5 protein-coding genes are annotated in these 11,019 nt (G+C 52.5%); 3 read left to right on the top strand and 2 right to left on the bottom strand.

From position 1 onward, the window contains the following. The first annotated feature begins 145 nt into the window (after nucleotides 1-145). From Q8W22_RS11425 to Q8W22_RS11415, 3 genes are all read left to right on the top strand, one after another. Nucleotides 146-3,211, top strand: coding sequence for a DUF748 domain-containing protein (locus Q8W22_RS11425; protein ID WP_305452418.1), 3,066 nt, complete (start codon nucleotides 146-148; stop codon nucleotides 3,209-3,211). Nucleotides 3,212-3,434: 223 nt separating this feature from the next. Next, nucleotides 3,435-3,863, top strand: coding sequence for a roadblock/LC7 domain-containing protein (locus Q8W22_RS11420; RefSeq protein ID WP_303434786.1), 429 nt, complete (start codon nucleotides 3,435-3,437; stop codon nucleotides 3,861-3,863). Nucleotides 3,864-3,881: 18 nt separating this feature from the next. Further along, nucleotides 3,882-4,529 carry a hypothetical protein gene (locus Q8W22_RS11415; protein WP_303434787.1) on the top strand — a complete coding sequence of 216 codons (648 nt, stop codon included), beginning with the start codon at nucleotides 3,882-3,884 and terminating at the stop codon, nucleotides 4,527-4,529. 182 nt (nucleotides 4,530-4,711) lie between these two features. Here Q8W22_RS11415 and Q8W22_RS11410 read toward each other — a convergent pair whose 3' ends face one another. Together Q8W22_RS11410 and fabB are read right to left on the bottom strand one after the other, a co-directional pair. Then, nucleotides 4,712-9,601 (bottom strand): biotin carboxylase N-terminal domain-containing protein, encoded by a 4,890-nt coding sequence (locus Q8W22_RS11410; protein WP_303434522.1) that lies wholly within the window; start codon nucleotides 9,599-9,601, stop codon nucleotides 4,712-4,714. Between the two features lie 164 nt (nucleotides 9,602-9,765). Beyond that, on the bottom strand, nucleotides 9,766-10,977 hold the full coding sequence (fabB, locus tag Q8W22_RS11405; RefSeq protein ID WP_303434523.1) for a beta-ketoacyl-ACP synthase I: 1,212 nt from the start codon (nucleotides 10,975-10,977) through the stop codon (nucleotides 9,766-9,768). Between the last annotated feature and the right edge of the window lie 42 nt (nucleotides 10,978-11,019).

Below are 11,019 nucleotides of genomic sequence, written 5' to 3'. Positions count from 1 at the left end.
GGTTGTTCAATTAATTCAGGAGGCGTAATCGGGCTGCAATAGGGCTAGGGCTAGGGCTAATGGAATGGCCAGTTTTTTTCAGTGGCTGAATCGTCAGCCGGTGTGTATCAACGATGGCAATTTTTTAGCAATAGCAGGAGGCAGCATGGCTGCGCGCAAGTCACCCAAAGACCAACCTTCATCACCTGCCGCGCCATCGCGAGGCTGGCTGTTCTGGGTCGGGCGTTCGCTCTTGCTGTTACTGGTGTTGTTGATCTTGCTGGTACCCGTCATTCGTTTTGCCGGGCCTGGACTGGCAATTTCCTGGTTACAACAATGGTATGCCGAGCAGGGTGAAGGTTATCAGCTGACGTTGAATGATTGGCAGCTGGCCCTGATTCGTGGCGAGCTGACGCTGACCGGAGTGACGTTGCAGCATCCGGGAGCCGGTGATGGGGAAACCCGTATAGATCAAGTCGCGCTGGATATTGATACCGGTCAGGTGCAAAACAAACTGATCGAGATTACCCGTTTGCAGCTCGATGGCTTGCGATTGGCGGCAACCCGTCAGGGAGATCAGCTGCTGGTTGCTGGATTATCCTTGCCTCTGACAACCTCCGGGGCGGCACCTGCCGAAGTACAGCCAACTGACAGTGAAGCCACCCCCTGGGCAGTTCGGCTGGAGCATATCAGCCTGAATGACTGGCAGCTGGGCTGGCAGCAGGATGGCTTGCAGACCCAACTGGGCATCCGTTCTGTTGATGTTCGTGGGTTCGACAGCCGTCACGATGACGATATCGAGTTAACCTTGGCCTTGTCGCTCAATACTTTATCGGCCAACCAACAATTCTTGCACAGCCTGTCGCCAGAACTGGATCTGCCCACGATGATTCCGGGCCTGGCGGCGGATACACCACAAACCCTGACGCTGGATCAGCCTGTTGTACTCTCATGGCAAGGCCGCCTGACCCACTGGCATACCCAGCCAGGGGTGCGGGGTGACCTGGTGATTGAACCCTTATCGCTGACGCTACTGGATGCGACCCGGGTTGGTTTTGAGCGCCTGACACTGCAGGAAATCGTTGCGAATGCCGAACACCAACAGTTGGGGTTATTCCAGCTGGATGGTGTGCAGGTGCAGGAGCGAGTGGCAGACAGTACTGAGCCGGGCAGTAGCGAGATGGACAGTAGCGAGATGGACAGTAGCGAGATGGACAGTAGCGAGCCGGATGAAAAGGCAGCTGCGGCGGTGACCTTGTTTTCCCTTGATCGTTATCAGGCGACTCAATTGGCTTTTGATGGGATTACCCTGTCGGCAGGGCAACAGCTGATCGACGGAATATGGCTGGATGGCCGTTATAACGATGGCCGTCTCGCGGGTTTGCCACTGCAGCTGTCTGATGCTGATACTGCGGCGAGCAATGATGATCCTGTCGACGAGGCAGCACCGGACGCTGTGTCGGCAGCAGAAGCTCCCGCTACAAGTGTCCAGCCACACAGTGCCAGTCCGAGCCAGAGCAGCCGTCAGTTTGAAGTGCTGTTGGCTGGTATTACGGTCAGTAATGTGGATTTGCGTTGGCAGCAACCTGGTATCCAGACCCGGATAACGGCCGATAATATGACGGTAGGTCTGATCAACAGTGCTGAAAACCTGCCTGTCGAGTTGGCCGGGGCATTACAGATAGCGGCGTTACGTCTGACTCAGCCGCAGGCCGTGACACTGAACCAACCATTGGTTGTCAGCTGGCAGGGGTCAATCAACGACTGGCGGCGTGATCCGGAATTGACCGGTGACCTGACGTTGAAACACCTTGATGTGATTGCCGGGCATCAGCCTCCCGTGGCGTTGGAGCAACTGTACCTGAAAGGCATCCGTGCGGATCGTGCTACGCAATCGTTGCAACAGCTGGTGATGAATGGATTGGTGGTACAGCTGCCTGACAGTGCCAATGCCATTGCCAAAAAACAGGGCGTTTTATTCAGCCTGGGGCGGTATGAGATACCGTCGATTCTATTTGACGGGCAGACGTTGAGTACCGGCGTACATCGCTTTGCCGATCTGCGGGCCAACCTGACCCGACTGGAAAACGGGTTGATCGCCGGGGTGCCATCAACAGAATCGGTGGCATCCAAAGCCGGTGGCGCAATGGACGCCGAGCTGTCTGACAGTGGCTCGGCAGCAGCGGCCGAGGAGGCCGGACTGATTGTTCATATTGACGGTATCACCATGGCAGATTCAAGCACGGGAGCGACCGCCGCCAGCCAGATCCAATGGTACGACCTGGCGGTGGCACCAGCTCACAAAAGTATACTGACGCTGACGGCTGTCAGTGTTGGCGAGCTGGATTCTGCCGCCTTGCTGAATGAAACGGGTAAGCCAGTACCGGTCTCGATAGCCGCCAGTCTGGATGACTACAATACGATTGAATTTACAGCAAAGGCCGGATTGCGACAAAGTTTGCCGGAAGGTTCCTTTACACTCAAGGTGCGGCAGTTGAACTTGCCTCCTTTCAGTCCGTACGTGGTACAGGCGATGGGATATAACGTTCAGAAAGGCATGATGAAACTGGACAGCAATATCAATATCGTTAATGGCCAAATGCAGGGCAAGGCGCTGCTGGTATTGCAAAACAGCCGTTTTGAACCAGAAGACCAGGATACGATTGATCGGGTCAGCAAACAGATAGCCATGCCGGTAGAAACGGCGCTGTCAGTATTAAAGGACGATAATAATAACCTGAGAATAGATGTACCGCTGTCGGGAGCTGTCAATGACCCCGATATTGGTATTCAGGATATTATTCAACAAGTCACTAAAAAAGCAGTACGCACGGCTACTTTATTTTATTTGAAGCAGGCATTTCAGCCGTATGGTGCACTGATCAGCATTGCTTCTCTGGCTGGTGATCAGCTGTTTGCTATCCGGCTTGAACCATTGACCTTTACTGAGCAAAACAGTGTTCTCAGTTCGGAACATCAGGCCTATCTCGATAAGGTAGCGACAACCATGACGAGCAAGACAGAACTGGAATTGCAGGTTTGTCCGGTGGTCAGTGAGGCAGAAGCCAAGACTCTGGGAGAAGACTGGCCAGTACTGGCGGATGCCAGAGGAAATGCGGTCAAGGCGTATTTGTCCCAGCGCCAGGACGATAAAAAACAGTTGTTGGGAGAACGAGTGTCTGTTTGTTCTCCTGCGCGAGGGGATTTGCCCGAGGTTGCGTTGGGATTCTGATCGCAGCCAGACAAAACTTGACAGTTTAAATCGTGCAGAAGAAGCAAAACGCATATTTTGCTCTCGACACCCTGAAGCAAGCGGATTACTTTATTCGTTCTTGTTAATAGTGAGATTAATATCAAGTTCTGATTGTCGGTCAGTGATATTATAAACGCTTCTATGAAGCACCACAGGAAGGCGCAATAATATTGCACCAAGTTGGATCCAGAAGAGGTTGCTAATGTACTCTGAAACTGATTCCCGTTCCCCAAAGGCTGCTCAGATTAGCGACACGCTGAAGCAGTTTATTAACCAGTCATCATCTCGTGGGTCAGCCAAGGCAGCTGCCGTTATGACCCGAGAAGGCATGATGATGGGTGCCGCCCTCGATAAGGATACCAATGAGGATATTTTTGCCGCAATGAATGCATCGCTGTTGATGCTGGCTCAGAAGGCAACGGACGAAATGAGTATTGGAGACTTCCGCCAAATGGTGGTTCTGGGAAGTGCAGGCATTATGCATCTGACCGAACTGGGTGATGGCGTAGTACTGGCAGTAGCGACCGGCGCAGGTTCTAACCTGGGTCGTGTGATGCTGGATACGCGGCAGATTTCTGTGCGCTTGCGTAGCTGCCTGGATAGTCCCACTTCGGTTCAATATGCATCCTAGGCAGTATGGAGATCATTTATGAGTGCAGTGATAGAACAACGGGCGCAACCAGCCGACCTGGAAGAAAGTGTTTACCGGCTGGTAAAGAAAGCAGTGCAGTTTGGAAAGAACGTTCAGATCCTTTTCCATACTGATGACTACCTGTGCTCTACTGATCGCTATCTGGTTATTTTGGGTGAGTCAGGTAAATTCCTGATTCATAACATCGAGTTTGATGAAGTGCTAACGGCTTCACAGGATGATTACCGTGCGCGTGGTTTGAAATCCGTGGCACTCACCACTCAGGTGGAAGAGAACGGTCGTGATATCCGTGAATTCTATTGGCAGGCGGCGTTTCAGGCGTCGGGTGGTCGATTGCTGGATGGTTGCCGTGAGGACGATGTGATTCAACTGCGTCAGTGGCCGAACTTCACCCGTTTGTATACCAGTCCGAATATCTACCGGATTTCATCCTTGCTCAGTGCACGTCCTACCACTCTGGATGTGGCTGCCAAGCTATTGTCGGTATCCAAGGAAGAGCTGTATCAGTTTTATAGCGCGGCACTGTATAGCGGTTACGCTGAAGTACTGAATCGCGCTGTAGTGTCTGAAATTGAGCTCAAGCCACATCCTTATGTCAGGATCGTAAAAATGCTGCTGGGCCGCTTTGGTGGCCATCCAGCCTGATTTCTGTCTGACGGCCAAGCCAGAAAAACAGAGAATGACACATAAAAAAACCGGTTCTGGTGACAGAACCGGTTTTTTTATGTGTGTCGATCACAGGGTCATCAACAGCAGTAACAGAAGCAAAACTTCCGGTTATCCGCTCAAGTGAGCTGATAACCGGAGTCATGATCATTTGTCGACTGTTATTCCTGGATCGGCTTGACGACGTACAGCAAGTCACCCTGATTCACCTGTTGGCCATCGGAGTTCATGATACGGGTAACCTTGAACTTCTGATTGGCCGGGTACAGGTCAGCGCCAGCGCGGTTGAACTGTTTCAGGCTCAGAGGGGTAAACATTTTCATGGCTTCCATCAGGCAGAGCGTGTGCTCAACGTCGATGATATCGCCTTCCTTGACGAAGGCCGGTTCGCTGGGCGAAGACGAGCCATAGAAGATGCTGGTGGTGGGCGACAGTACTTTCAGTTCATCCGAGCCTTCGATCTTCAGGGCAGAGGCGTCGACGGCATTGGCTGAGAGGTCCGCTTCTTTGTCCACGTCGGCGATCAGTTCATCCAGATCGATGCGATCGAGGAATTTCGGCAGATAACCGGTATCGTAAATCCCATTGCGGAATACCTCATCATCCAGAACGCGTTTGGCCGTCGGGATGTTGGTGCATACGCCAGTGATCTTGACGCGATCCAGGTATTCACGCAGCTTGGCAATGGTGTCGTCCCGGTCTTCGCCATAACAGATAATCTGCACGATCATGCTGTCGTAGAAGGGGGATACCTGTTTGCCAGCAGCTGCCATGGAAATCAGGTCGATATAATCTTCCTTAGGCAAGACGCATTGCTGAATGGTGCCCGGGGTTGGAACGAACTGCAGCTCTTCACCCTTGAATACCGGTTTCTCAGCATTGATACGTACTTCAATGGCATAACCTTTGGAGACCGGTTTCAGGTCAGCAATGGATTCACCTTCAGCGATCTTGAACTGAGTGGAAACAATGTCGATGCCAGATACCCATTCGGTCACGGGATGCTCAACCTGCAAGCGGGTGTTCATTTCCATGAAGTAAATGGTGTCGGCGTCGAGGTCGAAAATAAATTCAACCGTACCGGCACCGACATAATCGACAGCATCGGCCAGCTTGGCAGCAAAGTCGTAAGCAGCTTGTTCCAGTTCGCGCGGTAACATGGTGGAGCCAGATTCTTCAAAAATCTTCTGGTTGTTCCGTTGTACCGAGCAGTCACGCAGACCGAGAATCTTGGTATTGCCATGCATGTCGCGCAGCACCTGGATTTCGATATGGCGCAGGGAGGTGACAAATTTTTCCAGATACACGTCGCCGTTACCAAAAGCGGCTTTGGCTTCAGTAGAAATCTGGTGGAACAGGGTATGCATCTTGTCGGCTGAATGAACAACCTGAATACCTTTACCACCACCGCCGTGTACGGCTTTTAACAGCACCGGATAACCAATTTCATCTGCTACCGCTGCCGCATTGGCTGAGCTGGTCAGAATGCCATGAGATCCAGGTACTACAGGTACCTGTACCCGCATGGCGGTATTGATGGCGTTGGATTTGTTACCCATGGTTTCCATTGAGGAAACGGCCGGGCCAACAAAGTTGATGTCGTGGTTACCACACAGGGCAGCAAACTGGCTGCTCTCTGAAAGGAAGCCGATCCCTGGGTGCAACGCCGTCACATTTTCGTGGTGCGCTACCCGCAGTACGGATTTGGCGTTCAGATAGGATTCGTCCGGGGTGTTACCACCGATACACACAACGCGATCTTCAGGCCCCAGCATATCGACCGGTACTGATTCCATATCCGGGTCAGACTGTACCAGAACGACCTTGATATCATTTTCCTGTGCCTTGCGGATCAGTTTGACTGCGGTACAGCCACGGGCATGAATCAGGACTTTATCGATTTTGCCAAATTTCTTGGTGGCGGTAGAGCCTTTGCCGGTGTCAGGTGTCAGGCGTTCGGCACTGACATAACCCTGTAATACACGCTCCAGTACATCATTAACAGAGTGACGAGCCACTGGCATATCCGGATCAATGGCCCGGAGCTGGTCATCCAGGGTGTCAAAGAACGGGTGACGTACCAGACCGTCCATGGATTGGGGTGACACGGACAGGTAGTTGGACAGGGTGCAGGTGCTTGGCAAGTAAGAGGGCACAACAATCTGGCCAGCAAATGGCATATTGGTGCCGGAGAAGTAATACGTTTGCGCCAATGGATGGGTGACAAAGCTGGCTTGTGCTCCACCGGTACAGTCGCCAAAGCCGAACACCACCAGTGGTAATTCGTTGTCACGAACAAAGCGGGTAATTCGATCGTTGGTCACTGCCATGGAGAACAGTGCTGCAGCGCCTTCCTTGGTTTGCATGCCACCGGAGGAGACAAAGCAGACGATGGGCAAATGCAGCTTGGCGCATTCGACCATCAGTTTGCAGAATTTCTCGGCCGCCGCCATATCAAAGGCACCGGCCTGGAAGTCCAGGTTGGATACCAGAGCGCCCACTTGCTGTTCGCGCTCGCCAATATGAATGGTGCCAATACCGGTAATCACACCGCAAGGTTGGATATCTTTTTTCAGCGCTGTTTCGATTGAGCTGCGGAAACCCGGGAATGATGTCGGGTCGGCGGACATCAGGCTGCTGTTGAGCTCCTGGAAGTCGCTGAAAAAGCGCTCGATCAATGCGTTGGGCGAGGTTTTTTTCTGACGTTTGGTATCGTCCAGAACCTGCTGGATCAGCAAGTCATGGTAGGCCATGGTCAAGCGGTTCCAGAAGTCTTTACGACGACCAATGGAAACCGGGTTGATACGGCCACTGTAGGCTTTGCCTTCCTGGTCTGTTGCGTGGTACTCGGGCAACAGTTTCTCGAAGATAAAGGTAATGACTACAAACAAGGTGTCAGACAGGCGCGGGAAGGCCAGTTTTTTCCACTCTTCGACGGACTTGAGGAAGGGACCGCGTTGGCTGCTCTTGATAAAGTAGCTCAGCCAGTGGGTAAAGGATTCCCGTTCCTGTTCGGTATAGGTGTCTCCGACCGTGGCTTCGGCCAGGGATTTTTCCAGCAGGGCCTTGAGCGATTCCAGTGACAGGGCACGGGCTTCGTTGGCTTCCTTGGCAACGTTCACCAGGTTGTTGATGAAGTTGTCATACAGTTGACCAAACACCAGCATGTTCTTGCAGACTTGTGTGAACTCGTAACGCAGTTCGTCATGCAAGATGGCATCCAGAATGGTGATATCAGGATGTTGTGGGTTCTGGATGTTTTCCTGGCGAAACTGGATGTAAGGCGCCAGAGATTCTTCCAGAATGCGGCGGTTGGCTTCTACCCGAGCGCTGCTTATGTCATTGGCAAGGGCATCGGTCCGGCTGGAAAGCTTTAACTCGGTGCGCACGCTTTCCGGGATCAAGACACCCTGCAGGATAATATTCAGGGCAGAGGCAATGGATTGCTTCAGGGCACCTTTGGATTTTTCCTTTTTCAGGCCTTCGGTCAGTTCCTGATGCACATCGTGCGGTAACTGTTCGCGAATATAGCTTGCCAGCGGGTGGGGATTGTTCTCGATAAAATGTGCAACGGCCTGAGTGTCGAGAACGTCATCAGCACGGATCAGGAAGCGGCTTTGTTTGTAATCCTCGAGGTAATCCAGCAGCCCCTGGAAGTTGACCGGGGCATCGGATTTCCAGCGATTGAACAGGTACAGGCCAAGCTTGAAGCACAGTTCCTGCTTGGATTTCAGGTAATTGTTTTTCGGCTCACCGAGGAACAGACGGACAATCGTCGAGCGGCTCTCGTCACGATCTTCGTATTTGCTCCAGAAGGATTTCCAGCTTTTATGCAGGGCATCGTCATAGACGATTTTTTCCGGTGCCTGTAGCCAGTTCTGGAATTTGCGTTTGGCTTCTGCAGCTTGACGCTGTTGCAGTTGGCCTTCGGGAATCTCTTTTTCTGCCAGACGGCCGTAGTTTTCAACGGTGCTGGAGTGAATGCGGCGGCGCAAGGTCAGGTAACGGGTGTAGCGATACGTCAGACCAAACACGTTGATGTGTTCGGTTGGTGTTTCGGCAAGAAAGAAGTTGGCGTCTTTTTGCAGTTTTTGCAGGTTGTCGGATGGCGTCAGGAAGCGGTCTACCGACTGCTTGTAATGATCCATCATATACGGGTGATTTTTGGCAAATTCAGCCGCATTGCTTTCGATCGATTGAACGCCGGTCACAATGGCCTGGTGCAGGTTAAAACGTTTTTCGTCTGCATCGGACGGGGCGTAGTCAATAATGCCATCAATAATGCCGGCTTTGCGCAACTCATAGCCGGAGACACCGACGTATTTGGCGCACTCTTGCCAGGACAGGTTGTACTTGCGAGCAATGCTGGCCAGACCCTGAGGCTGAATGGTGTTAAAAATACCATCACGGATGGTCAGCAAAATGTTGGTGGTTGCCAATGGAATGGCACCACCAGAATAACCGGCCCCCCAGATAATGCCTAATGTGGGCACATCCTTGTTGGCCATTTCGGTGATCAGGTGAGAGATGCTGTGAGCCTGGTTGCCAGCGTTGGCTTGTTCTCCGGCATCGGCTCCCGGGGTGTCAATAAAAGTGACAATCGGCATGGCGCGCTGGGCATAGGAGCGTGCCAGCTGGGCGGCCCGGTTGTGATGGGACGGTCCCCAGGAACCATTGCTGTGTTCACGGTTTTGACAGATAAAACCGACGCGGCGAATTTTGCCGTTAAAGTCCATATCGGCTTCTGTGGCGTACAATGGACCGTCGTCTACTTCAGTAATAACACGCAGAATCAGATGACCAACCACTGATTTGGCACCGGGGCGCTGGTTGCTTTCGCTGGGAGTAACAACCTGCTCGATATATTCATCGATGTTCAGTGTACTCAGGCGAGCCAGCTCGGTTTTGCAATGCTTTGGATCGACCAGCCCTTTGACGCTATGGTCAACGGCGTTGTCCTCATATTCAGGGAAGAGAGAGGAATCTGCCGCAAGTTGTTCAGCGATTTGAAACAGCTGGTCTATTTCTTTAGGTTTGTTTTGTTCAGACATGGTTGATCAATTCCGTAATATGCCGATCATCGGGCTGAGCTGGCAGGGTACTTACCAGACCAAACAAGCCCGAAACTACGGTCGGACATAGTTCGAGCGCAGAGACGGGCTGTTAAATGCGAATACGGGAGCAACTGCGCTGGTGCCTTGCTCCCAGATCAGGCTCAGAGAGCCTTGAATATCAACGCCGCGTTGGTGCCGCCAAAACCAAAACTGTTGGACATCACAGTTTTTAATTCGGCGTCACGGTTGTCGCGAACGATCGGATAATCACTGGCCCCTTCATCGAGTTCAGAGATATTGGCACTGCCAGTGATAAATCCGTGTTTCATCATCAAGATAGAATAAATAGCTTCTTGTGCGCCAGCAGCACCCAGAGAGTGGCCAGTCAGGGATTTGGTGGAGCTGATAGGAGGAACCTGGCCATCAAAGGCCAGACCAACGGCTTTCAGTTCAGTGATATCACCTGCCGGTGTGCTGGTGCCGTGGGTGTTCAGGTAATCGATGGTTGGGTTGCCAGCCATTTGCAGGGCATCTTTCATGCAACGAACAGCGCCTTCACCGGATGGGGCGACCATATCGGCACCATCGGATGTAGCGGAGTAGCCAATCAGTTCAGCGTAGATTGTTGCACCACGAGCAACGGCATGCTCGTACTCTTCCAGAACGACCATGGCACCACCACCGGCGATAACAAAACCGTCACGGGTGCTGTCATAGGCACGGGAAGCGCTTTCCGGTGTGTCGTTGTACTTGCTCGACAACGCACCCATGGCATCAAACTGCATGGAGAGCGACCAATGCTCCTCTTCACCACCACCGGCAAAAACGATGTCCTGTTTGCCCCATTGAATCAGTTCCATACCGTGACCAATACAATGTGAACTGGTGGCACAGGCCGACGTCATGGAGTAATTCACGCCCTTGATGCTGAATGGCGTGGCCAGGTTAGCCGATACTGTAGAGCCCATGGTGCGGGTGACGCGGTAAGGGCCAACCTTACGGATACCCTTGGTGCGCAGGATATCGACAGACTCAACTGTATCGCTGGTGGATGCACCGCCGGAACCGGCAACCAGGCCGGTGCGGGGATTGCTCACCATCTCTTCACTCAGGCCCGCATCTTCAATGGCTTCTTTCAGTGAAAGATAGGAATAAGCCGCAGAATCACCCATAAAACGGAAGAGTTTACGGTCGATGTGTTCCGAGAGGTTGATTTGGGGGCGGCCGGCAACATGGCTGCGCATCCCCTGCTCAGCATATTCCGGAATAAAACGGATGCCGGAGCGCTGCTCACGCAATGATGCCAGCACCTCGTCCTTGTTGTTTCCGAGGCAACCAACAATACCAATACCTGTAACTACCACTCGACGCATAACCAGATCTCTGAACAGTTTATTGTTTGTGCTTTGACGTGC

The sequence above is a fragment of the Oceanobacter sp. 1_MG-2023 genome (genome assembly GCF_030689025.1).
Lineage (GTDB): Bacteria > Pseudomonadota > Gammaproteobacteria > Pseudomonadales > Oceanobacteraceae > Oceanobacter.
This window is presented reverse-complemented; position numbering and strand designations above follow the sequence as displayed.